The following is a 23,176-nucleotide window of genomic DNA, read 5'->3' as shown; positions in this document are numbered from 1 at the left end:
TTTAAATTCCTCCGCCCTGTTCATGGACGGAGCTGTGTTCTTTTTTGACCGCCCTCATCAGGCTGATCGTTCCGACTGACGCCAGAAGAACGCTCGTGATGACAATGAGAGCGTAATAGTCTCCCTTTAATAAAAGGCTGACTAGCGTATAGGAAAGACTTAATGAAAGAAACGGCGATACGATCCATACTTTCAGCATCGTTTTGACCACCTGTTTATGAAAAACATTGCCGCCGTTTTTTGCCATTCCCATTCCTATTATAGAAGATGATGTCACCTGCGCGAGCGGAACCGGAAGACCGAAAATTGAGCTGATCATCACAAGCCCGGCTCCGGTGCTTGACAGAAGGATCCCCTCTCCTTTTGAGAATCTGGTGATCTTTTTGCCGTTTGTTTCAAGCACGCGCCGGCCCAATAATAGGGCGCCCAGTGCGACGAACAGCCCGCCGTACAGCGTTCCTTCGCCAACTGTCAAAACATGCGCCGCCACCAGAGGGCCGACAGCGTTTGCGACATTGTTCATTCCCGCTGAGAAGGCCTCAAAAAATCCGCTGATGAGCAGAAGGACCGCCAAAATTTTCGCTTTGTTCCCTGAAGCGGGACGCTTTATCGCTTTTTTCATGATCTTTGCCATGGCAAATGTAAAAGTAAAAGCGGCGATTGGAACGATAACCCAAAACATGACGATGACAAGCAAAGATTTGACATATAAAATTTGATAGGCGACACCGACGCCGACGACAGATCCGACTGTCACCTCACTTGTCGAAAGCGGAATGCCGAGAACGTTTGCGATAAAGAGCGACAAAGCGGCTGATCCGATGATAATGCAGACGATTTCCAGCGTGATCACCTGTTCGGGAATAATACCCGAGCTGATCGTCTTCACGACGTTTCCGCCGCCGATGACGGCACCTGAGAGAACGCCGGCCGCACAGATCAAAAGCGCGTGAAGCTTCTTTTTGACCGCTTCCGATCCGTAGGCGATGCCCATTGAAGCGGCGGCCCCGCTTGCTCCAATGTTCATCGCAAAAAACATGCTAAATAAAATGGCGGCAAGTTCCATAACTCATCTCCTTACTCGTGCAGTCCGCATTCGGTTTTGTTTAAGCCGTTCCATCGTCCGGAGCGGAGATCGTCCATCGTAAAGGCAGGAGAGGTGCACGGCGCACAGCCTATGCTCGGATAGCCTTGGTCGTGAAGCGGATTATACGGCAGATCGTGTTTTGTGACATATCTCCAAATATCCTTCCACGTCCAATGGATGAGCGGACATACTTTGATGGACTTGAATTTCTCGTCTTTGTTTAAGAAGTTCGTCTTTCTGCGTCCTTCGGATTGTTCGCGGCGAAGGCCAGACAGCCATGCCGGATAGCCGGAAAGCACCTCGCGGAGAGGAATGATCTTCCGCATTTCACAGCAGGAATTCGGGGCGGTCTTCCAAAGTTCATCCCCGTATTGTTCAGCTTGCTGTGCGACGGTAAGCTCCGGTTTTTTCATCACAATCTGGAGGCCGGGATATCGTTCTTTGACAGCGTCTATCGTTTCATACGTTTCTTTAAAATGAAGGCCTGTATCAAGGAAGACGATGACAGCGTCTTTTTTCACCTTGTAAATCAAATCGATCAGGACAATTCCCTCAATTCCGAAGCTGCATGCATATACGAGCTGATCTCCGTAATGGCCGTACGCCCATTTCAGGACGGACAGTGCTCCTTTATATGAATCATCTTCTTGAAAAGAGATGGTCGGTTCTTCCCATGTACTGTAAGTAAAAATTGTCGGTTCCCCCTTTTTTCGCCAACAAAAAAACGGCTTCCAGCAGAAAAAAACTGTGAAAACCGCCTCTAGTTTGTCTAGTCAGCTATTTCAATCTTATTTTTTCATTTTTTTCAATTTGAATGACCTTGCCGTCTTGAACAACGAATGTGATCGATCCGTAATTCATGTCCTTCAGCATGTCTTTCATTTTGATGATCGCTTTTTCGAGCTGCTCATCTGTTTTCACTCCTAGCTCCTCCTCTGCCCCGTAAAAATTAAAATCTTTCTTCCAAATTTGAAAGAAAGATGAGGAACTTCTCATATTCCTTATCTCTCAAAATGAGGGCATTTTGCTGGAAGTAGCACCTTACGTCTGCACGCAGGTTGCCGGGTTTCATCGGACCAGTCCCTCCACCGCTCTTGATAAGTTTGCTTTTGTTATTTTAAAATTTTAGCACAATTCGAATAAAAGTCAACCCGACTTTTTTGATAGGATTAATAAAAATAAAAAATGATACGTTTTTCCTATTTCTGAATCTGAAAAAAGAAACAAAAAAACCGTTCCCCATTTCAGGGGACACGGCATCGGTCACATTTCCATCCAGGATGTTGATTCAGGATTGACTTTCCATTCTTTCAGCTTGACGGCATCCGCTTCTTTGATCATACCTTCGGCAAGCGCAGCTTCCGTCAAGGTGTCATAATCGGTGAGTGTATAATAGGCGATACCTGCCTCACCAAAAGCGGCGGCGGCTTTGTCGAGGCCGTATGTGAAGATCGCGGCGACGCCGAGCACCTCACATCCGGCTTCTTTCAGCGCGGCGGCGGCTTCAAGCACACTTCCTCCTGTTGAAATCAAATCTTCGATCACAACGACTTTTTGGCCATTACTTACGGCCCCTTCGATTTGATTTCCTTTTCCGTGCGCCTTCGGCTTGCTTCTGACATAGCACATCGGCAGCTGCAGCCTGTCAGCGGCCAGCGCAGCATGCGGAATACCCGCTGTCGCCGTTCCGGCGATCATTTCCGCTTCGGGAAATTTGTCTTGTATCAATTCGGCAAGGCCGGAAGCGATGGTGTCGCGCACTTCGGGGTATGAAAGTGTCAATCGGTTGTCGCAATAGATCGGCGACAGGATGCCGCTTGCCCATGTGAACGGCTCATTCGGCCTCAGGAAAACCGCTTTGATTTTTAATAGATGGTTGGCTATCTCTGTTTTCATGCCTTGATTCCCTCCCATTGAAACGCTATTTTCTGATAGGCTGCGACCGGATCCGGCGCCTTTGTGATCGACCGGCCGACAACGATCGCCGAAACGCCTTTTTCCCTTGCGTATTCCGGCGTCGCTACTCTGACTTGGTCATTGGTATTGTCATCTGCCAGGCGGATTCCCGGTGTGACGGTCAGAAAATCAGGAGCTGCAGCCTGATAAATGCGCTCAGCTTCATGTACGGAGCAGACGACCCCGTCGAGCCCGCTTTGTGCAGCCAATCTGCTGTAGTGAAGCACAGCCTCCTCAAGCGGCGCTTCGATCAAGAGTTCGCTTGTCAGTATGTCTTGGGACGTGCTGGTCAGCTGGGTCACCGCGATTAATGACGGCCGTTTTTCTCCGGCAGGGGTTCCGGCTTCAAGGCCTTCCACCGCAGCTTCCATCATCTGCTTTCCGCCGGCGGCGTGCACATTGACAAGGTTAACGCCGAATCCCGCCAGCCTTTTCATCGCTTTATATACCGTTGTCGGGATGTCATGGCATTTCAAATCAAGGAAAATGCGGCAGTCCCGCTGCTTCAGTTCTTCAAGAATGGAAGGGCCTTCTTGATAAAAAAGCTCCATTCCAACTTTGACAAAAAGCTTCTCCCCTTGAAAACGGTCCAAAAACGCAAATGTTTCGCGCGCTGATGCAAAATCAAGCGCGATGATGGGCTGCGTATGCTTCATCCTTCCAGCTCCTTCCGATACACTCTTCTAAGGAGTGATATCCGTATTTTTCTAAAACGCGCGGCAGCTCGTTAATGATGTCCGGGCAGGCAAACGGGTTGACGAAGTTAGCTGTGCCGACGGCGACAGCGCTAGCTCCGGCCAGGAAAAATTCGAGGGCGTCTTCGGCAGACTGGACACCGCCCATGCCGATGATCGGAATGTTAACCTTCTGGCTGACTTCATACACCATCCGGATCGCTACAGGCTTCACGGCAGGGCCGGATAATCCTCCTGTTTTGTTGGCGAGGATCGGTTTTCCCGTTTTTAAGTCGAGTCTCATCCCGATCAGCGTGTTAATCATCGTTAAACCGTCTGCTCCCGCCTCTTCAATGGCAAGAGCGATTTCTGTCACATTCGCGACATTCGGCGACAGCTTGACATAGATGGGAACGCTCGACACTTCTTTCACCGCTTTCGTCAGTTCACCCGCCATCCCCGGGTCTGTCCCGAAGGCGATGCCTCCGGTTTTGACATTCGGGCAGGAAATATTGAGCTCAAGCGCGTGCACGTTCGGCGCCTTACTGACGGCTTCGGCCACTTCGACATAGTCTTCAAGCTGTGATCCGGCGACATTGGCGATGATCGGTGTGTCAAACTGTTCAAGCCATGGCAGCTCGTTTTCCATGACAGATGCAAGACCCGGATTCTGCAGTCCGATCGCATTGAGCATGCCGGCCTGCGTCTCGGCGACCCGCGGTGTCGGATTTCCGAAGCGGGGCTCGCTCGTTGTCGCTTTAATCATGATGGCGCCAAGACAGGAAAGATCGTAAAAGTTAGCAAACTCTTTTCCAAAGCCAAAACATCCGGAAGCCGGCATGATCGGGTTTTTTAATTTAAGGCCTGGCAAATTCACATCAAGCATTACAAAAGCACCTCCTGCGCTTTAAAAACGGGGCCGTCAAGACATACCTTCACATACGATGTTTCGCTTTCTTCCGTATGGCATACACAGGCAAAACAGGCGCCGATTCCGCAGCCCATCCGTTCTTCCATTGAAAGGTAAACCTCTTTGTCAGGATAGCGCTGTTTCAAAGCTTTCAGCATCGGTGTCGGACCGCAGGCCAGAAGATAATCGAACTGAAGCCCGCGGGCTTCGATGACATCTGTTACAAATCCTTTTGATCCGTGAGTGCCGTCCGCTGTCGCGATAAACACCGGTCCGAAGGCGCTAAATTCCCGCTCATAAAAGACATCCTTTGCAGATCCGAATCCTAATACACTTATGACGTTGACCCCTTTTTTTGTCAGCTGTTTGGCGAGCTCGTACAGGGGCGGGACCCCGATTCCGCCTCCGACCAACAGAGCCGTTTTTCCGCTTGCGAGCGATTCGGCCGGAAACCCGTTTCCAAGCGGACCAAGGACATCGACTTGATCCCCTTTTTGCTTTAAAGAAAGAAGGCTTGTGCCTTCTCCCTCTTTACGGTAAATGATCGTAATCTTCCGCTTGTCCTTGTCGACCTCGGCGATGCTGATCGGTCTTCTCAATAAAGGAGCCACAGATTCCGATACTTTTATATGAAGGAACTGGCCGGGAGTGCTGCACGCCTCGGCAAGCTCTCCTTCCAGCACCATCTGATAAATACTGTCTGCTATACACTCGTTTGCGCGAACCGTCATATCCCCTTTTTTCATTGGACAACAGCTCTCTCTTGCTTGATTTTCACAGCAGGCATATGGTCGGCGCGGAAGCTCATGCTTTCAAGCACCCGGAGGATTGCTTCAGCCGTATCTAACGATGTCAGGCAGGCTACGCCGTTTTCAACAGATTCACGTCTGATTCTAAAGCCGTCTCTCGCCGGCTGTTTTCCTTTTGTCAGCGTGTTGACCACAAACTGCGCTTCTCCGTTGCGGATGACATCAAGCAGATTTTTCCCTTCTTCACCGATTTTCCCGACGGTTTTAGCCGGTACGGATGCTTCGCGCAAGTACTCGGCGGTTCCTTCTGTAGCCAGGATGTTGTAGCCGATTGAATGGAACCGCTTGGCGATCGCAAGCCCTTCCTCTTTATCTTTGTCAGCAACAGTCAGGAGCACGGACCCGTAATTTGGAATTTGAATACCTGATGCAATCAGCCCTTTGTAGAGCGCCTTTTCCAATGTGCTGTCCTTGCCCATCACTTCTCCGGTCGATTTCATTTCCGGTCCGAGAGTGATATCCACTCTTCTGAGCTTCGCGAAGGAGAAGACAGGAACTTTGACATAGACGCCTTCCTGTTCTTTTTGCAGGCCTTCCGCATAGCCCATGCCGGCCAGCTTCTGCCCGAGAATCACTTTTGTCGCAATGTTTGCCATCGGAATTCCGGTGATTTTGCTGAGGAACGGCACCGTGCGGCTTGAGCGCGGATTCACCTCAAGGACGTAGACCTCATCTTTAGAAAGGACAAACTGAATGTTGAGCAGTCCGATGATGTTCAAGCCTTTCGCAAGCTCGATCGTATATTGTTCAATCTTTTTCTTGATCCCTTCAGAGAGCGATTGCAGCGGATAGACGGCAATCGAGTCTCCGGAGTGGACGCCGGCCCGTTCGATATGTTCCATAATCCCCGGAATCACGACCGTGTCGCCGTCAGAGATCGCATCGACTTCAATTTCTTTTCCGATCAAATATTTATCGATTAAGACAGGATGCTGCGGATTCACTTTCACCGCATGTTCCATGTAATGGAGAAGCTCTGTTTCATTGTAGACGATCTCCATGGCCCGTCCCCCGAGTACATATGATGGACGGACAAGAACCGGATAGCCGATATTGGCCGCGATTTTGACGGCGCCTTCTACAGATGTTGCCGTTTTCCCCAGCGGCTGCGGAACATTCAGCGCCTCAAGCGCCTGTTCAAACTTGTCGCGGTCTTCGGCTCTGTCCAAATCTTCAAGCGATGTACCGAGAATCGCAACGCCGCGGTCTGCAAGTTCATCGGCAAGATTGATCGCCGTTTGTCCGCCAAACTGGACGACAACGCCTTTCGGCTGCTCCAAATCGATAATATGCATCACATCTTCAACTGTCAGCGGTTCAAAATACAGCTTGTCGGAGATGCTGAAGTCTGTCGAAACCGTTTCCGGATTGTTGTTGATAATAATCGCTTCATAGCCCGCTTCTTTAATGGCCCAGACCGAGTGAACGGTTGCATAGTCAAATTCAACTCCCTGGCCGATCCGGATCGGTCCTGATCCGAGAACAATGACACTGTCTCTCTCTGTTCTTTCCGATTCGTTTTCTTCTTCATATGTGCTGTAGAAGTAAGGCGTTTCTGATTCAAACTCGGCCGCACACGTATCGACCATTTTATAGACAGGTGTGATGTTCGCTTCTTTCCTGAGCTCATACACTTTTCGTTCAGGCATATCCCACAGGCGGCTGATGAAGCGGTCGGAAAAGCCGAGCTCTTTCGCTTCCTGCAGCAGTGCGAGATCACCGCGACCCGCTTTCAGCACCTCTTCAAAGCGAATGATCCCCTCGAGCTTATGAAGGAAGAAAAGGTCAATCGCGGAAAACGCGTGGAGATCTTCCACAGTGTAGCCTCGTCTGAATGCTTCAGCCAAATAAAAGAGCCGTTCGTCGCCTGCTTTTTTAATCCGTTTTTCCAAAGTTTCGTTTGAAATGGTTTGCGCATCTTTCAGTTCCAGATGGTAAACATCTGCTTCAAGCGAACGAACCGCTTTCAGAAGCGATTCCTCCCATGTTCGGCCGATCGCCATCACCTCGCCCGTCGCTTTCATCTGTGTGCCGAGCTTGCGGTTTGCCGATTCAAACTTGTCAAACGGCCAGCGCGGGATTTTCGAGACGACATAGTCAAGGGCCGGTTCAAAGGAAGCGTATGTTTTTCCTGTCACAGGGTTCATCATTTCATCTAAGGACAGGCCGACAGCGATTTTGGCAGCCAGCTTTGCGATCGGATACCCGGTCGCCTTTGAAGCGAGCGCTGATGAACGGCTGACCCGCGGATTGACCTCAATGATGTAGTATTGGAAACTGTCCGGGTCAAGCGCCAGCTGGACATTGCATCCGCCTTCGATTTCAAGCGCGCGGATGATTTTTAAGGATACATTGCGAAGCATTTGATATTCGCGGTCGCTTAACGTCTGGCTCGGTGCGACAACAATGCTGTCTCCGGTATGAATGCCGACCGGATCGATGTTTTCCATATTGCAGACGACAATGGCGTGGTCGCTCGAATCCCGCATCACTTCGTATTCAATTTCTTTGAAGCCGGCAATGCTCTTTTCCAAGAGACACTGGTGAACCGGGCTCATTTTCAAGCCGTTTTCAACGATTTCTGAAAGCTCCGCTTCATTTGAACAGATCCCTCCGCCTGTTCCGCCAAGTGTGTAAGCGGGTCTGACGATGACCGGAAACCCGATTCGCTCGACAAACGCGCGGGCTTCATCCAAAGAATGGATGATCTCGCTTTCCGGTACAGGCTCGTTCAGCTCATTCATCAAGCTTCTGAACAGATCGCGGTCTTCCGCCTTTTGAATGGCAGACAATTTCGTGCCGAGGACTTCAACACCGCATTCGGCCAAAATTCCTTGCTCTGACAATTCAACCGCCAAGTTCAGTCCGGTCTGGCCGCCAAGGGTAGGCAAAATCGCATCTGGACGCTCCTTGCGGATAATCCGTGTCAAAAACTCAAGCGTCAGCGGCTCGATATAAACCCGGTCTGCCATCTCAGTATCCGTCATGATCGTTGCCGGATTGGAATTGACAAGAATGACTTCATAGCCTTCTTCTTTTAAAGCGAGACACGCTTGTGTGCCCGCATAATCAAATTCCGCCGCCTGGCCGATGATAATCGGCCCTGATCCGATCACCAATATCTTTTGAATATCTACGCGTTTAGGCATACCGCTTCCCCTTCTTTCTCTGTGGTTTCAATCATGGCTAGAAATTGATCAAACAAATGGTTGGCATCCTCAGGACCCGGTGAAGCTTCCGGATGATACTGAACCGTGAAAGCCGGTTCGTATTGATGCTTCAGCCCTTCAATCGTGTTGTCGTTGATGGCCATATGTGTGACTTCAAGAGGCGTATTGTCCACAGATGATACCGTATAGCCGTGGTTTTGCGCCGTGATCGACACCCTGCCTGTTTTCAGCTCTTTGACCGGATGGTTGGAACCGCGGTGGCCGAACTTCATTTTGACGGTTTCCGCCCCGCAGGCGAGTGCAAACAGCTGATGGCCGAGGCAGATACCGAATAACGGCACTTTGCCGAGAATGTTTTGAATCATTTCAATCGCTTCAGGCACATCCTTCGGATCTCCTGGTCCGTTTGACAGCATGACACCGTCCGGCTTCAGCTGCATGACTTCTTCAGCCGTGACATTGTGGGGAACGACAATGACATCGCATTTGCGTTTGTTCAGTTCTCGCAAAATACCGTGTTTCATGCCGAAATCAACGAGCACGATCCGCTTTCCTCTTCCAGGGCTCGGATAGGCGGTTTTTGTTGAGACTTGGCTGACCTGGTCTGTCGGAAGGCTTGTATCTTTCATTTTTCTGATCAAAGCGTCCGCATCCTCATCAGAGCCGGCAAACATTCCTTTCAGCGTTCCTGCCGTGCGGATCATTCTTGTCAGCTTCCTCGTATCAATTCCGGACAAACCAGGGATGTTTTTCATTTTCAAGTATTCATCTAGCGTATAGGCTGAGCGCCAGTTTGATGGGAGTTGACATAACTCTTTTACGATAAACCCTTTCACATACGGTGTAATCGATTCGAAATCGTCTCTGTTGATGCCGTAGTTTCCGATCAGCGGGTAGGTCAGGGTGACGATTTGTCCGCAGTATGACGGATCTGAAAGGATTTCCTGATAGCCTGTCATCCCTGTGTTAAAAACGACTTCTCCCATGCTGTTGTCCAGACTGCCGAACGCTTTCCCTTCAAATATCGCTCCGTTTTCTAATATAAGACGTCTTTTCATTTTACAAGCCTCCCCTTTTCGTAAACGAGTTTTCCACCGGCCATTGTCAAGACCGGCCAGCCGAAGCAGCTGATGCCGTTAAACGGCGTGTTTCTTCCTTTGGAAAGGAAGCTCGTTTTATCAATCGCTTCTTCTTTCTCAAGATCGATCAATGTGATGTCCGCCGGCCGTCCAACTTCAAGTCTTCCGTATGGCAGTCCGAACGCTTCACAAGGTTTGACCGTCATATAATCAAGCAGTTGTTTTAATGTCCATGCACCGTTTTTGACAAAGTGTGTGTAAAGCAGCGGAAAAGCCGTTTCCAATCCGACGATTCCAAATGGGGCGAGGCTCATCGTCTGCTGTTTTTCCGCTTCTGTATGCGGCGCATGGTCTGTAGCGATGAAATCGATCGTTCCATCAAGAAGGCCTTCAAGCAGTGCTTCCTTGTCATCTTGGCCTCTGAGCGGCGGATTCATTTTGTAGTTTGTATCAAGCCCGGGGATGTCGCTGTCAGAAAGCAGCAAGTGATGCGGTGTCACCTCGGCTGTCACGCGGATACCCGCTTTTTTTGCATCGCGGACGACTCTGACCGATTCCTTCGTACTGATATGACAGACGTGGTAATGGCAGCCCGCCGCTTCCGCCAGGAGAACGTCCCTGGCGATATGAACCGCTTCACATACGGAAGGAATCCCGTTTAAACCGTGAGCTTTTGCAAAATCACCGTCATGGACGCTGCCGCCGTAGATTAAAGTATTGTCTTCACAATGGGCAACGATTGCTTTATTGATAGAAGCAGCTTTTTTCATCGCTTCAAACATCATACCCGCGTTCTGGACGCCGACACCGTCATCGGTAAAGGCAAATGCGCCCGCAGCTGAAAGCCCTGCAAAATCGGTCATGTCCTCGCCGACTTGTCTAACCGTGATGGATGCGTATGGAAGGACCCTGACGGCAGACGTTTCGTGAATGCGGCTTGTCAGCCACTCCATTTGTTCCGTCGTGTCGGGGACGGGGCGTGTGTTCGGCATGGCGGCGACTGTCGTAAATCCGCCTCTTGCCGCCGCTTTTGAACCCGTTTCGATCGTCTCCTTTTTTTCCCCGCCGGGCTCTCTGAAGTGGACGTGAAGATCGACAAGCCCCGGAGAAACGAGGAGCCCCTCCGCATCAATGACCGCTTCGCCGGGTGCAGCCTCAAGGCTGCCGAGTTCGCTTATGGCTTCACCAGTGACCCTGATATCGCGCTTGACCTTTTCTCCTTTTTCGTTGAGCATAAAGCCGTTTTTAATTAAATAAGACATAAGCTTGATCTCCCCTTTTTTCATTTTCGCCTAGTTCGAGCGCCCGTTTTAAAACCGCCATTCTGATGTAGACGCCGTTTTCCATTTGCTTGAAAATCCTTGATTGAGCGGATTCCACCAGCGCACTGTCAATTTCGACACCGCGGTTGACCGGAGCCGGATGCATGATGATCGCATCCTTTTTCAAACGCTTTGCCCGTTCAGTCGACAATCCGAATGTCTGCAAATAATCGCTGGCATCTGCTTTTGCTTGATGGCGTTCATGCTGGATTCTCAGCAGCATCACGACATCCGAATCGGCAACAGCTTCATCTGCCGCAACATACGTTCCGTAAGGATTATCCTCATCCCTCCACTCAGCAGGTCCAGAGAAGAGAACCGTTGCCCCAAGCCTTGTCAGCACTTCGGCGTTTGATCTGGCCACTCTGCTGTGCTTGATATCGCCGTGAATGGAGACGGTTAATCCGTCAAATTTGCCCCATTCCTCATAGATCGTCATTAAGTCGAGCAAAGATTGTGTAGGATGCTGACCGCAGCCGTCACCTGCGTTGACAACCGGGATGCCCACACGGCCGACCAATTCCTTGTAGTAATGATCTTCCGAGTGCCTGATGACACAAACGTCGGCGCCGATGGATTCAAGCGTCCGCACCGTATCGTACAAAGATTCCCCTTTTTGAACACTTGTCGATACACCGTCAAGATTCAACACATTCATGCCAAGCTTCTTTTCTGCGACTTCGAAGCTGAAACGGGTTCTTGTACTCGGCTCAAAGAACAAGTTGGCGGCAAATTTTCCGGAGAGAACGTGATCTGATTTGCCTTTTTTGAGCTCCTCCGCCTCTTGAATCAACCCGAAAATGTCCTCGATACTCAACTCGTTCATTGCGGTCAAATGTTTCATTTGTTTTCCCCTCCGCTTTCATCGGATTTTCCGTAAAAAAACCCCAAGCCATGGGAGCTTGGGGTACAGTAAATCAGAGAATGTGACAGCACTTCTCTTGTTAACAACCCTTCCAAGCCTCTCTGGACTTCAATTAAAAGGTCTTCATATTTGCTTTTTACACTTCTGTCGCATCCTGCTCTTCCTTGGATTCAGGCAGGACAAGGTTCAATATGACGCCGACGATAGCCGCCAGCGCCATGCTGGACAGTTCGAATCCGGAGATTTTGATAAATGCGCCGCCGACTCCAATGACGAGGATGACGGATGAAATGATCAGGTTTCGCTTATTTTCCAAATCGATTTTATTGTCAATCAGCATCCGCAGTCCGCTAGAAGCGATGATGCCGAAGAGCAGGAAGGATACACCGCCCATGACAGCAGACGGAACTGAGCTGATCAGCGCCGACACCTTGCCGATAAACCCGAAGCAAAGTGCGATGACGGCCGCTCCTCCGATGACAAACACGCTGAATACCCGTGTGATCGCCAGGACACCGATATTTTCGCCGTACGTTGTTGTCGGCGGTCCGCCCAAGCATGAAGCAAGCATTGTGGCCACACTGTCACCGAAGATGGAGCGGTGAAGCCCCGGCTTGTTGATGAAATCGCGGCCAACCACTTTGCTTAACACCATCTGGTGGCCGATATGTTCCGACATGGTGACGAATGCGACAGGAACCATCGCAAGACCGGTGACAATAGCGGCTATACCCGGCGTATAATCGACAAACGGGAGAACAAAATCAGGAACCGCAAACCATTTGGCATCAGCCACGATTTGAAAGTCGACAATCCCTTGGGTGAGCGCGTACAAGTATCCGCAAATAATTCCGATCAACACCGGGATCAGGCTGAAGAATCCGCGCAAGAAAATGGCACAGATGATGGTCACTGCCAGCGTAAACCCGGCTACGCCAAAGTGTTTGGCGCTGTAGACAAGCGTTTCGGCGTTCGGATTTTCATACATTGCCATATTGACCGCTGTACTCGCCAGTCCGAGTCCGATGACGATGATAACCGGTCCGATGACGACCGGCGGAAGAAGCTTCATCAGCCAGCCCGTTCCCAGCCGCTGAATGAAAAGGGCAATCAATCCGTAGACGATTCCGGCCATAAAGGCCCCGATCATGGCAGCTGCCGGCCCGCCGGCCGCTTTGGCTGCAAGAATCGGCGAGATAAAGGCGAACGATGAACCTAGGTAGGCGGGAATCTGCCCTTTCGTGATCAACAGGTAGGCAAGTGTTCCGAGTCCACTCGTAATCAGCGCCACTCCCGGGCTTAAGCCGACAAGCTTCGGCACAAGGATGGTCGCGCCAAACATGGCGAACAGATGCTGAAGGCTGAAGGATAGCCAATTCAGCGGTTTTGGCACATCTCTTACATCTAAGTTCATATTTTTCATGCTCATAATTTTCCTCCTGATGTTCGATTCGTAATCTATGATGTCTTCTTATGTTGTCAAGATAACGCCATAAAAAAAGCCTCTTTGCATATGTGCGCAAAGAGGCAGACAAAAACCGTCACTGCTGGCGGTGACTTTAAGTTAGTGTCTAGATCCCTCTTTGCAAACTCACTGGAATGCATTTAAAAAAGGATATATCATTTATTTTTTGTAGATTGCGGCAAGGTCGCGCCCGTCCACTTCCTGAAGCTCAACCATAACCTTTTCGGCTTTTGATGTCGGAATGTTTTTCCCGATAAAGTCAGCCCTGATCGGAAGCTCTCTGTGGCCTCTGTCAACCAGTACAGCAAGCTGAATCGCAGATGGACGTCCGACATCGACGAGGGCATCCATCGCCGCTCTGACCGTCCGTCCTGTGAAAAGCACATCATCCACGAGTATGACTTTTTGGTCATTAATGTCAACCGGGATGTCCGCGCCTTTGACAAGCGGTTCTTCATTGGACGTTTTTTTGGACAAATCGTCTCTGTACAGCGTAATATCGAGTTCTCCCACCGTCACGCTGTTTCCTTCAATTTGTTCGATCCGTTCGGCGAGTCGTTTGGCCAAGTAGATGCCTCGCGTCTTGATGCCGACAAGGATACAGTTGTTCATTCCTTTGTTTCGCTCGATCATTTCGTGGGCGATTCTTGTCAGCGCCCTTCTGATCGCCTGTTCGTCAAGTACAACAGCCTTTTCTTGTTCGTGCATGGCTTAAAGCACCCCGTCTCTTTCTAAGGATAAAACAAGAACCCCTTCCGCTAAAAGGCAGAGAGGGGTTCTGTAAGCGAATGGTATCATTCACTTGTCCGCTATCCTTCTCAGCCTCTCTGGACTGTGTTAAAGAATCTGATGTAACTGCATTTATTATTTCAAAAAAGAAACCGCATGTCAATGATTATTTCGAAGATTGTCGATGAGCGTTTTCATATCTTCAGGCAATGGAGCCGCAAATTCGATATATTCCCCTGTGCGCGGATGATCAAATCCCAACACTCCGGCATGAAGCGCCTGGCCGTTGAAATCGATCGTTTTTTTCGGACCGTATTTAGGATCCCCGGCCAGAGGAAAACCGATGTATTTCATATGAACGCGAATTTGATGGGTCCTCCCGGTTTCCAGACGGCACTCAACAACGGAAAAATGATCGAACCGTTCTTTCACTTCAAAGTGAGTGACGGCGTGCTTGCCGTTTTCTCTTGTAACCGTCATGCTTTGCCTGTCCTTTTTATCCCGGCCGATCGGTGCATCGATTGTCCCGTGGTCATGCGGGATGACACCATGGACAAGCGCCGTGTATTTTCTCGTCACCGTTTTATCGACGAGCTGGTTGACAAGCGATTCATGAGCCAGATCGTTTTTGGCAACCATCAGCAGGCCTGAGGTGTCTTTATCGATGCGGTGGACGATCCCGGGACGCATGACACCGTTGATGCCGGACAAATCATTGCAGTGCGCCATCAAGCCGTTGACAAGCGTTCCCGTCAGATGGCCGGGAGCAGGGTGGACTACCATTCCGCGCGGTTTATTGACGACAAGGACATCCTGATCCTCATAATAAATATCCAGATCCATCGGTTCCGGTTCGACATCGAGCGGCTCCGGTTCAGGAACATCGACTTTCACAACATCTCCCGGCTGCACTTTGTGATTGGCTTTGACAGCCTTTTCGTTTACCTGTACGCGTTCTTCCTTGATCCATTGCTGTACTTGAGTCCGCGACCAGTCTGATTCGACCGCGGTCAAGTATTTATCAATCCGTTCACTTTTATGGGCTTCCGGAACGGTCATTTCATATTGCTCCATGTTACAGCTCCTTCTTCTTCTTTCCGTCTAGCAGCATTTGCACAAATAAAAGCAGGACGCCGATGCATAAAGATGAATCAGCGATGTTGAAAATCGGGTAATGATAGTTGACGATCGTGACATGAATAAAGTCGACAACCTCTTGTCTGACGGCTCGGTCGATAAAATTGCCGACAGCCCCGCCAAGCATCAGGCCAAGTGCGGTCCCGAGCAGCATTTGCCCTTTTGCATGCTTTTGGATGTAGTAGACAAGACCGATGATGACGACCGTTGTGATGATGTAAAAAAACCACATCTGCCCTTCAAGAATGCCCCAGGCAGCGCCTGTATTCCGGTGGGAGGTGATCTGAAAGAAGCCGTCGATGACAGGGATGCTTTCTCCGTATTCCATCCTGCTGACGACAAGCCATTTTGTAAATTGGTCGATACCGATGATTATCAGTGCAATTATGTAATAAGGCACACACTGTTCCTCCAGTTTCTGTTTCTCTTCATTTAAGCATTTTACCAAGAAAAAGAATCGGAGTAAAGGAATATTCATTGACATCCTTAAAGAGGAAAGCGAAGCTTCCCCCTTTAAGGCATTTAAGAAAACAGTGCTTGACTGTAGGTTTCATCTGTTTCGGCCCAAATGGGCAGCGTCTTTTTCTCAAACTGAATGTGGTACAAAAAATCGTTCGCCGTTCTCGCAGTCGGCAGAACAGCAAGTTTTGCAAGCGGAATCGCCTGACCCGTTTCTTCACAGATCCCGTATGTTCCGTTTTCTATTTTGGAAAGGGCCAAAAGCACATCCTGCAGTTCTTCTTTTACATGGTACATCAAAGTTGCCTGCTGATATGAATTGATTGTCGGTGAATCTTGTTGAAAAAAGGAATACTCAAATAATCTTGACTCCAGTTCCTCCTTCATTTGAAGAAGCTCTGTATGGATGTTCGCCAGCTGGTCATTCACTCCTGAATCAACTCCTGCTTTTAGCGTTGTGCCTTTAGTGTTACCGACAATTTCGATCTCCAAGCCCATAAGATTTTTCCTGACGTACAAAACGATGTCAGTTCCTGAAAAAAGCTGTTTTTTAAGTAAAAAAACAGCGGCTCGGAAAACCGAACCGCTGTTGCGTTCATTTTAATAATATGTTTTGACAATCCCTGCGCAGCGAGGGCAAAGTTCAGGGTGGTCAGGATCCTGGCCGATTTCTTTTGAGACCATGCGGCATCGTTCACAAGTCTCTCCGTCCGCTTGGGCGACGACGATTTTTCCTGTTTCAAACGATTGCGCCTCTTCCGGAGCTTCCGCTTCAGTTCCGCCGATTGCGAACTCGGAAACGATGAAGAGCTGTTTGACATCCTCATTGATGGAAGCTAATAATGCCTTGGATTGTTCGTTCGGATAAAGCGTCAGGCTCGCAACGGAAGATTTTCCGATGATCTTATCATTACGGGCGTTTTCCAGCGCTTTTAAGACATCATCGCGGAGCGTCATGAAACGGTCGAATTTCTCTTCCGTCTCTTTTGCGTTCGGAATGTCCTTCGTCTCCGGCATATCGCTGAGCTGGACGCTTTGTTCCGATACGAATGTAAAGTGGCTCCACATTTCATCTGCTGTATGCGGCAGGATCGGCGCGATCAGCTTGACGAGGGCAAGCAGCGTTTCATAAAAAACAGTCTGCATGCTGCGGCGGTCTTTGTGATCAGCATGTTCAATATAGACGACGTCTTTTGCGAAATCCATATAGAACGAGCTGAGTTCGATTGCACAGAAGTTATGAACCGCATGATAAATTACCGCAAAATCATATTCTTCATACGCTTTTTTCACTTTTTCAATCAGGTTGTTCAGCTTGATCAAAATATATTGATCCACTTCACGAAGATCGTTTGCAGAGACAGCATCTTTCGCCGGGTCAAAATCGCTGATATTTCCGTGAAGGAAACGGAACGTGTTGCGGATTTTCCGGTATACTTCTGCGACCTGTTTTAAAATCGCGTCAGATACGCGGACGTCCGCTTGATAATCGACAGATGCAACCCACAGCCTGAGAATATCGGCGCCAAACTGGTTCATGATTTTTGCCGGTACGACGACATTGCCGAGCGATTTGCTCATTTTCCGGCCTTCGCCGTCAAGCGCAAAACCGTGTGAAAGGACGCCTTTATACGGCGCTTTTCCCGTTACGGCGACAGCCGTTGAAATCGATGAGTTGAACCAGCCGCGATATTGGTCAGACCCTTCAAGATAAAGGTCAGCAGGTCTTACCAAATCATCGCGCTCTTCCAAGACGGCCTGGTGGGATGAACCTGAATCAAACCAGACATCCATGATGTCCTGCTCTTTCGTAAACTTGCCGTTCGGGCTTCCAGGATGTGTAAAGCCTTCAGGAAGCAGCTCATTCGCTTCTTTTTCAAACCAGATGTTTGATCCGTGCTCCCTGAACAAAGCGGAGACGTGTTCAATCGTTTCATCGGTGATAATCGGTTCACCGTTTTCCGCATAAAATACCGGAATCGGCACGCCCCATGCCCGCTGTCTTGAAATACACCAGTCGCCGCGGTCGCGAATCATGTTGTAAAGGCGGGTTTCACCCCATTCAGGCACCCACTTCGTTTCTTTAACAGCCTCAAGCAGCTCGTTTCTGAAATCTTTGATGGAAGCGAACCACTGAGCAGTCGCGCGGAAAATCGTCGGCTTTTTCGTTCTCCAGTCGTGCGGATAAGAGTGGGTGATAAAATCCAGCTTCATGAGCGCGCCTTTTTCTTCAAGCTTTTCGGTAATCGGTTTGTTGGCCTGATCGTAAAACAGTCCTTCAAATCCAGGCGCTTCGCTTGTCATATTCCCTTTTTCATCAACTGGGCAAAGGACATCAAGCCCGTATTTCTGGCCGATGATAAAGTCGTCTTCACCGTGTCCCGGTGCTGTATGAACACAGCCTGTGCCCGCGTCTGTTGTGACGTGTTCGCCGAGCATCACAAGCGAATCTCTGCCGTATAAAGGATGAGCGGCCACGATGTGCTCCAAGTCTTTTCCTTTAACCGTTTGAACGATTTCATGATCTTCAAATCCGATCGCTTTTGCTACGCTTTCCACCAATGCGCTGGCGATCACATAGCGTGAGCCTCCCGCAGCAACGACGCTGTATTCCAGCTCAGGATGTACCGCGATTCCAAGGTTCGCCGGGATCGTCCATGGCGTTGTCGTCCAGATGATGAATTTTTCGCCGTTTGTTAAAACCCCTTTGCCATCCTTCACATCAAACGCGACATAAATGGATGGTGAGCGCTTGTCATGATACTCGATCTCCGCTTCCGCTAAAGCCGATTCGCTCGAAGGAGACCAGTACACAGGCTTCAGCCCTTTGTAGATATAGCCTTTTTTTGCCATCTCGCCAAACACTTTGATTTGCTGTGCTTCAAACTCAGGCTTCAGCGTGACATATGGATTTTCCCAATCTCCTCTGACGCCCAGGCGTTTAAACTGCTCCTTTTGGCCTTCGATCTGCTGCCATGCATATTCCTCGCAAAGCTTGCGGAATTCGGCGACCGTCATTTCTTTGCGTTTGACTTTTTTATTTTTTGTCAGCGCCGTTTCAATCGGCAGTCCGTGAGTATCCCAGCCAGGTACATACGGCGCGTGGTAGCCGCTCATTGATCTTGAACGGACGATGAAGTCTTTTAAAATTTTGTTCAGCGCATGACCCATATGGATGTCGCCGTTTGCATATGGCGGCCCATCGTGCAATACGAACATCGGCCTGCCCGCCGTCCGTTCCTGCACAAGGCTGTAGATATCCATGTCCTCCCATTTCCCCTGAATTTCCGGCTCCCGTTTCGGCAGGTTTCCTCTCATTGGAAAATCCGTTTTCGGCATTAAGAGCGTGTCTTTGTAATCCATTATCATTCCTCCAAAACATCTTTTCTAAAACAAAAAAAGCCTCTTCATCCCATAAGGGACGAGAAGGCTTTGATCTCGCGGTACCACCCTTTTAGATAAGCTGCAGCTTATCCGCTCAAACATCGTAACGTGATGGGACGTCCTTTCCTACTGCGCGGTTCAGAAAGGAAACTTAAGGGCTGATCCACATGAATCCCAACAATCCCGGGCTCACACCGCCCCCGGGTCGCTTCGATTGCTGATTTAGGAATTATGTCGGTCCCTCTCAAACGTTTTTCACTCGATTTTATGAACGTATTATATGCGAACGCATGACAACATGTCAAGAATGAATGAAAAATCTATTCTTTTTCATCCATGACCGCGTCGACTTCGTATTCAAGCAGATGATCCCAATCGTCATTCTTCAGCAGGTCAAGCTGTGCTTCAATCAGCATTTGGAATCGGGTTCTGAACACTTTTGATTGCTTTTTGAGCTCTTCGATTTCCATCGCGATTTTTCTTGATTTAGAGAGCGATTCGTTAATAATCCGGTCCGCGTTTTTTTCAGCCTCGCGGATGATGAGCTTCGCTTCTTTCTCCGAATTGCGCTTTACGTCCTCCGCCGCTTCCTGTGCGACAAGAATCGATTTATTCAATGTTTCTTCAATCGTTGAGAAATGGCCGAGACGCTCGTCCAGCTCATTCACCTTTGCTTCAAGCTCGCTTTTTTTGCGCAGCACGATCTCATAATCTTTTCTCACCTGGGCCAGAAATTCGTTTACTTCATCTTCATCATAGCCGCGGAACGCTTTCGTAAATGTTTTATTATGAATATCATTTGGCGTCAAAGGCATGCTGCCCACCTCCATTATTTTCTTTATGTACAATTGTCCTTGTTCACATTATAAAGCAAAATTCGACCGGACGGAGAAAAAACTGTGAAATTGGCTTATTTTTGCAGTTCAAACGACAATCTCCATTTGCCCTTTTTCGTTTTGCCGTCAATGTTTTTCAGCCTGAAGCGGCCAAAACCGCGCACGGACAGCATATCCCCTTCGAGAAGTGTATAAGAAGGGTCTTCGATAACCTTCCAATTCACTTTGACGAGTCCGTTTTTAACAAGAACCTGCGCCTTTTGCCGGGATTGTCTGCTCACTGCCGAGCAAACCGCATCAAGCCTTAAAGATGAAACAGTGTCATCCCTTATTTCGACAGCTTGCTCCGGTACTTTAAGTTTTGACAGCGGAATTTTTTCCAGTGATACTTTCACCTTGCCGATTTGCCCAAGTTGGGAAAATACAAAATCAGCGACCTCTTCCGAACAAACAAACTGCCATGTCCCGTCCGCAAAGATCAAGTCACCGAACTTTTGCCGCTTCAGCCCGATCCCCATTAAAGATCCGAGAAGCTCGCGATGTTCGATGGAGGCGAACTTCTGCGGATACAGCACTTCATAGGCCTGAAGCTGAAAATCTTCCGCGGACGGCTCGACGTATTCCGGATAAAAAACGGCCCTTTTCCGTTCGGCTTCAGGAAAGCCGCCGAAAAAGGCGAGCTTCACCTCATCCGACTGGCCGACGAGAGAATTCAAAATCACCTGCTCCCGCGGGTCCAAAAAATCGGTCAGTTTCATCCGATATTGATCGGCCGCTGTTTGTTTCCATTCAAGAGCCTTGTCAATAAACGGCTCCTCATCTTTTCTGAAATGCTGGTAAATATCGCTCATTGTCTATCCTTTCCAAGTAAACAGGCTTGGCTGTAAGCCAAGCCAAAACTTGCCCTAAAACATTTGAAGGCGGCGCTTTGCCGCGTTCTTCGGCAAGCCCTTCCCTCCTTAAAGGGGCGATGTCTTAAAAAGCGCCGAGCATTCTGAAGACCGCGATCAGCCCCATATCTGCGAACCGCAGGACGAAGATCGCCACAATCGGCGAAATGTCAATCATGCCAAGCGGGGGAATGATTCTTCTGAACGGCTCCAGATACGGCTCACACACGGACGCCAAAACCCTGCCGAATGATGTTGCTCTTGCATTCGGCACCCAAGACATAAAAATGTAAATAATCAGCGCAAAGGAATACACGGTTAGAAGCATGCTTAAAACTTTGTAAATATAAAATAGGATCATCTGCGATTTACCACCTCTGATGTTCTTCTTCAATGAGCTCGGAAATTGTGCCGGAGACATCGACGTTTTCAGGCGTGCATAAGAAGATGTCCGCACCGATCCGCTGAATATCGCCGCCGAGGGCATATACCGTTCCGCTTAAGAAATCGACGATTCTTTTCGCCTGATCATGCTGGATGCGCTGCAAGTTGACGACAACCGCGCGGCGGTTTTTGATATGATCGGCGATCTCCTGGGCTTCCGCGTATACACGGGGCTCACTTAACACCACTTTAGAAGATTTCTGCACGCTTTGCAAACTGACAACATTCTGCTTCCCGGCCGCTTTTGACTGGTAGGCGGCTTTGTCTTTCGGCTCGTGCTCTTCAGGGATTTCTTCCCTGTCCGTTTCAATATATTCGTATTCATATTCCTCGTCATCCAAGGAAAAAAAGTTTTTAAACTTGTTTTTAAGACTCATGTTTGTCCACCTCCAGTTTCATTTCCGACTAAGGAAGAACCGATTCTGACGAATGTTGCGCCTTCCTCTACGGCGATTGTAAAGTCGTTTGACATGCCCATTGAAAGCTCATCGCACGGGGCATTCCATTGATCAAGCCGCCGCACCTCGCCTGCGAGCTCTCTCAGCTGGCGGAAACAGCTTCTGATTGCCTCCTCATCATCCGTAAAAGGAGCCATCGTCATTAATCCCGCAATCCGAATGTTTTCGTAGGCAGACAGTTTTTTTACAAAAGGAAGAACTTCTTCTTTTGTCATGCCGTGTTTTGAAGATTCAAGGGAAGTGTTGACCTGAACAAAACAGTCAACCGGCTTTTTCGCCCTCTTTTGAATCTCGTCGGCCAGTGAAAGCCTGTCTAAAGAATGGATATATGAGACATGATCGATAATGGCCTTTACCTTTCTCGTCTGCAAGGTTCCGATAAAATGCCATACCGGTTCGCTGTCTTTCAAAGCATCGAGCTTGTGAAGCAGCCCGGTATCACGGTTTTCACCCAAATGCCTGATTCCCGCATCAAGCGCTTCCTGCGCCCGTTCCGGGGAAACATATTTCGTGACAGCGATGACGGATATTTCATCGGGGGTTCTGCCCGCTTTGATACACGCTTCGTTGATTCTGTCATTTATATGTCGTAAATTGCTTTTTACATCCAACTGTAAGCTATACCTCCTTTAAACCGATGAAGGACATCATCCGTCCCGTCTTTCCCTGATCTCTGCGGTGGGAGAAAAACAGCGAACGCTCGCAGCTCGTACACAGTGAACTGACCTTGATCTGATCATTCGGAATTCCCGCATGAATGAGAAGCTGTCTGTTCACCTCTTTTAATTCAAGACGGTACTCCCCTTCTTTTATCGGCAAAAAAGCTTTGTCTTCTTGCTGAAGAGGAAGGCTTCTGACTTTGTTCATCACATGGTCATCGACAATGTAGCAGCATGATCCGATCGCAGGCCCGATAACCGCCTGGATGTCGCGGGGATTAGATCCTTCCTGTCTGACCCAGGTTTCAACCATTTTGCCGGCGATTCCTTTGACGGTTCCTTTCCATCCGGCGTGAGCAATTCCGACAAGCGAGCGGACCGGATCATAAAAATAAACGGGAACACAGTCCGCAAAACAGAGTGCCAAAAATACATTTGGCTCGTTTGTATAAAGCCCGTCTGTTCCCCGGAGAGCCGTTTCATATTGTAATGCGCCGCTGCCGCGGTGTTCGTGTGTCACTTTTTGAATCCGGTCTTCATGGGTCTGATCGGCAAACACCCAATGATCGAGGTCTGTCTCGAAAATATCGGCAATTTTTTTTCGGTTGTTTGCAACATGCCGCCGATCATCCTGCACGTGCAGTCCTGTATTTAATGTTTGAAAAGGCGGCTTGCTTTCCCCGCCGTTTTTTGTCGTAAATCCGGCTGTAATCGCTCCGCCGTTTTTCGCCGTCCAATCCTCTATCAAAAGCATTGACGGAGCATCAAGACGAAAGGGTTTATATGTACTCATGGTGATCAGCCTTTCGACAAGCATCGTAGTCTTTCATCATATCGCTCCTA

23 protein-coding genes and 1 riboswitch are annotated in these 23,176 nt (G+C 49.2%); all 23 genes read right to left on the bottom strand.

The genetic code is table 11. The annotated features are described in order from the left end of the window. Nucleotide 1: 1 nt before the first annotated feature. The 23 genes from ACINLD_RS03845 to pgeF all read right to left on the bottom strand — a co-directional run bounded on the left by ACINLD_RS03845 (nucleotide 2) and on the right by pgeF (nucleotide 23,126). Nucleotides 2–1,066, bottom strand: coding sequence for an inorganic phosphate transporter (locus tag ACINLD_RS03845; protein WP_026586906.1), 1,065 nt, complete (start codon nucleotides 1,064–1,066; stop codon nucleotides 2–4). A gap of 11 nt (nucleotides 1,067–1,077) precedes the next feature. Continuing rightward, nucleotides 1,078–1,779, bottom strand: a complete 702-nt coding sequence (locus ACINLD_RS03840; RefSeq protein ID WP_026586905.1) for a phosphoadenylyl-sulfate reductase — start codon at nucleotides 1,777–1,779, stop codon at nucleotides 1,078–1,080. Between the two features lie 85 nt (nucleotides 1,780–1,864). After that, the gene (locus tag ACINLD_RS03835) at nucleotides 1,865–1,978 is read right to left on the bottom strand and encodes a YezD family protein (protein WP_372709743.1); all 114 of its coding nucleotides are present in this window, start codon (nucleotides 1,976–1,978) and stop codon (nucleotides 1,865–1,867) included. A 107-nt stretch (nucleotides 1,979–2,085) separates the two neighbouring features. Continuing rightward, a riboswitch (SAM riboswitch) is annotated at nucleotides 2,086–2,191 on the bottom strand. Between the two features lie 159 nt (nucleotides 2,192–2,350). Next, a complete protein-coding gene (pyrE, locus tag ACINLD_RS03830) occupies nucleotides 2,351–2,983 on the bottom strand; it encodes an orotate phosphoribosyltransferase (protein WP_347176592.1) in 633 nt (210 codons plus the stop codon). Beyond that, nucleotides 2,980–3,699 (bottom strand): orotidine-5'-phosphate decarboxylase, encoded by a 720-nt coding sequence (gene pyrF / locus ACINLD_RS03825; RefSeq protein ID WP_277692748.1) that lies wholly within the window; start codon nucleotides 3,697–3,699, stop codon nucleotides 2,980–2,982. The genes pyrE and pyrF overlap by 4 nt, the downstream gene beginning before the upstream one ends. Then, nucleotides 3,668–4,603 (bottom strand): dihydroorotate dehydrogenase, encoded by a 936-nt coding sequence (locus ACINLD_RS03820; RefSeq protein WP_026586902.1) that lies wholly within the window; start codon nucleotides 4,601–4,603, stop codon nucleotides 3,668–3,670. The genes pyrF and ACINLD_RS03820 overlap by 32 nt, the downstream gene beginning before the upstream one ends. Next, the gene (locus ACINLD_RS03815) at nucleotides 4,603–5,373 is read right to left on the bottom strand and encodes a dihydroorotate dehydrogenase electron transfer subunit (protein WP_410206920.1); all 771 of its coding nucleotides are present in this window, start codon (nucleotides 5,371–5,373) and stop codon (nucleotides 4,603–4,605) included. Before ACINLD_RS03815 ends, ACINLD_RS03820 begins: the two co-directional genes overlap by 1 nt. Continuing rightward, a complete protein-coding gene (carB, locus tag ACINLD_RS03810; RefSeq protein ID WP_410206919.1) occupies nucleotides 5,370–8,585 on the bottom strand; it encodes a carbamoyl-phosphate synthase (glutamine-hydrolyzing) large subunit in 3,216 nt (1,071 codons plus the stop codon). Before carB ends, ACINLD_RS03815 begins: the two co-directional genes overlap by 4 nt. Further along, complete coding sequence (locus tag ACINLD_RS03805; RefSeq protein ID WP_410206918.1) at nucleotides 8,570–9,664, bottom strand: carbamoyl phosphate synthase small subunit; 1,095 nt, start codon at nucleotides 9,662–9,664, stop codon at nucleotides 8,570–8,572. Before ACINLD_RS03805 ends, carB begins: the two co-directional genes overlap by 16 nt. Then, entirely contained in the window at nucleotides 9,661–10,947 is a 1,287-nt protein-coding gene (locus ACINLD_RS03800; protein ID WP_077736870.1) for a dihydroorotase, read from the bottom strand. Before ACINLD_RS03800 ends, ACINLD_RS03805 begins: the two co-directional genes overlap by 4 nt. Next, a complete protein-coding gene (locus ACINLD_RS03795; protein WP_026586897.1) occupies nucleotides 10,931–11,851 on the bottom strand; it encodes an aspartate carbamoyltransferase catalytic subunit in 921 nt (306 codons plus the stop codon). The genes ACINLD_RS03800 and ACINLD_RS03795 overlap by 17 nt, the downstream gene beginning before the upstream one ends. A gap of 157 nt (nucleotides 11,852–12,008) precedes the next feature. Further along, entirely contained in the window at nucleotides 12,009–13,301 is a 1,293-nt protein-coding gene (gene pyrP / locus ACINLD_RS03790; protein WP_026586896.1) for a uracil permease PyrP, read from the bottom strand. 195 nt (nucleotides 13,302–13,496) lie between these two features. Further along, on the bottom strand, nucleotides 13,497–14,045 hold the full coding sequence (pyrR, locus tag ACINLD_RS03785; protein ID WP_026586895.1) for a bifunctional pyr operon transcriptional regulator/uracil phosphoribosyltransferase PyrR: 549 nt from the start codon (nucleotides 14,043–14,045) through the stop codon (nucleotides 13,497–13,499). Between the two features lie 180 nt (nucleotides 14,046–14,225). Continuing rightward, nucleotides 14,226–15,140, bottom strand: a complete 915-nt coding sequence (locus ACINLD_RS03780; RefSeq protein WP_026586894.1) for an RluA family pseudouridine synthase — start codon at nucleotides 15,138–15,140, stop codon at nucleotides 14,226–14,228. A 1-nt stretch (nucleotide 15,141) separates the two neighbouring features. Then, nucleotides 15,142–15,681 carry a signal peptidase II gene (gene lspA, locus ACINLD_RS03775; RefSeq protein ID WP_410206917.1) on the bottom strand — a complete coding sequence of 180 codons (540 nt, stop codon included), beginning with the start codon at nucleotides 15,679–15,681 and terminating at the stop codon, nucleotides 15,142–15,144. 44 nt (nucleotides 15,682–15,725) lie between these two features. After that, entirely contained in the window at nucleotides 15,726–16,091 is a 366-nt protein-coding gene (locus ACINLD_RS03770) for a TraR/DksA family transcriptional regulator (RefSeq protein WP_026586892.1), read from the bottom strand. A 171-nt stretch (nucleotides 16,092–16,262) separates the two neighbouring features. Next, nucleotides 16,263–19,025, bottom strand: a complete 2,763-nt coding sequence (gene ileS, locus ACINLD_RS03765) for an isoleucine--tRNA ligase (RefSeq protein WP_026586891.1) — start codon at nucleotides 19,023–19,025, stop codon at nucleotides 16,263–16,265. Between the two features lie 341 nt (nucleotides 19,026–19,366). Beyond that, nucleotides 19,367–19,861: a septum site-determining protein DivIVA gene (gene divIVA, locus ACINLD_RS03760; protein ID WP_026586890.1), complete on the bottom strand. Its 495-nt coding sequence runs from the start codon at nucleotides 19,859–19,861 to the stop codon at nucleotides 19,367–19,369. A 95-nt stretch (nucleotides 19,862–19,956) separates the two neighbouring features. Beyond that, nucleotides 19,957–20,733, bottom strand: a complete 777-nt coding sequence (locus tag ACINLD_RS03755) for an RNA-binding protein (protein WP_026586889.1) — start codon at nucleotides 20,731–20,733, stop codon at nucleotides 19,957–19,959. A gap of 124 nt (nucleotides 20,734–20,857) precedes the next feature. Next, a complete protein-coding gene (locus ACINLD_RS03750) occupies nucleotides 20,858–21,133 on the bottom strand; it encodes a YggT family protein (RefSeq protein ID WP_026586888.1) in 276 nt (91 codons plus the stop codon). Nucleotides 21,134–21,140: 7 nt separating this feature from the next. Continuing rightward, nucleotides 21,141–21,593 carry a cell division protein SepF gene (gene sepF / locus ACINLD_RS03745; protein ID WP_026586887.1) on the bottom strand — a complete coding sequence of 151 codons (453 nt, stop codon included), beginning with the start codon at nucleotides 21,591–21,593 and terminating at the stop codon, nucleotides 21,141–21,143. Further along, entirely contained in the window at nucleotides 21,590–22,285 is a 696-nt protein-coding gene (locus ACINLD_RS03740; protein WP_409444701.1) for a YggS family pyridoxal phosphate-dependent enzyme, read from the bottom strand. Before ACINLD_RS03740 ends, sepF begins: the two co-directional genes overlap by 4 nt. A 7-nt stretch (nucleotides 22,286–22,292) precedes the next feature. Beyond that, nucleotides 22,293–23,126 carry a peptidoglycan editing factor PgeF gene (gene pgeF / locus ACINLD_RS03735; RefSeq protein ID WP_410206916.1) on the bottom strand — a complete coding sequence of 278 codons (834 nt, stop codon included), beginning with the start codon at nucleotides 23,124–23,126 and terminating at the stop codon, nucleotides 22,293–22,295. Between the last annotated feature and the right edge of the window lie 50 nt (nucleotides 23,127–23,176).

Source organism: Bacillus sp. z60-11, assembly GCF_046464135.1.
Taxonomy (GTDB): Bacteria; Bacillota; Bacilli; order Bacillales; family Bacillaceae; genus Bacillus; species Bacillus sonorensis_A.
The sequence above is the reverse complement of the archived record's forward strand: the minus strand, read 5'-3'. Positions and strand labels throughout refer to the sequence as shown.